At 35.8% G+C, this 1,082-nt stretch carries 1 pseudogene; it reads right to left on the bottom strand.

Features of this window, described 5'->3' with window-relative positions:
* Positions 1 to 1,082: pseudogene (locus tag G4L40_RS12850) on the bottom strand (hypothetical protein); the annotation flags it as partial.

The following is a 1,082-nucleotide window of genomic DNA, read 5'->3' as shown; positions in this document are numbered from 1 at the left end:
TTGTCTTTAATAAATACATCTTGAGTTGTAAATAATCCATCAACATTTTCAATAGAAATAGAATATGTGCCTGGAGTTAATACTTTTAACCCTAATGCAACAACATCAGTATCTGTAAATGGCAAACTTCTTCCTTGGATTACATATTTATCAGTATTGATAATGTTAAACAATGTTGGCTTAGTATCGTCCAAAACTTTTCCATCAATCATATTATCAAAACTATTTGTAGCTCCTTGCATGTAACCTAACAACATTTGATTGTATGATGTGTTTTCATCATTCAAATTGAACCAAATTCTATGTTTTTCAGCAACTGTTGTTGAACTCACTTGGTTTGTTGTTTTAAAGAATTGTGTGCTTGTTGAAGCATTTACACGTTGCGCATTGTTAAAATCAATGGCATCAGCTGCACTAGCTTGTACATAAAAACCTTGCCCTGTTTGAATTGTTCCGTTTGGAATTACAGCACTTCCAAAAGCAGCCGTACCTCCAAGGGTTGTATAAGCAGCAAAGTTGTTTTGTGGGTAAACACCACCACTAGCCGCTGTAGTATTTGTCCAGAAATATAATGTTCCCACGCTTGCATTGTCTGTTAAGAAAGTATTTGCATTGATAGGAGAAGCATACGGATTTCCTAATAAGTTATAACCTGCACCAATACTTTGATTTACAACTCCATTTGTAGGAACTCCCGTAAATTGACCATTATAAGCAGAAGCAACAGTTGATGACCAAGTATTATCAACGCGAATCATGTATCCTTTACCTGCCAAGAAATTATTAGTTGGTGTAACTGATTGATAAGCTGTTGGCGTTGTAGTTCCAGTATAAAGATATTGGTAAAAACGAGTAGCAACCGTGTTTGGTGAAAAAGCTAATAATTGTTGTCCTACTACTGGCGATGACCAAGCAGTATAGTCTTGACGAATCATTGGTTGTGAATTTCTTCTTACAATGATGTTTCCTGAATTTACTGCTGCATTGTCTATTTGACGCAATGCTGCATTGTTATTAATGGTTAAGCTTCCGCCTGTGTTTACAGTAACGCTTCCACCTACTATTAAAGTATGACCCGCATT

The sequence above is a fragment of the Flavobacterium celericrescens genome, from assembly GCF_011392075.1.
GTDB lineage: Bacteria > Bacteroidota > Bacteroidia > Flavobacteriales > Flavobacteriaceae > Flavobacterium > Flavobacterium celericrescens.
The sequence above is the reverse complement of the archived record's forward strand: the minus strand, read 5'-3'. Positions and strand labels throughout refer to the sequence as shown.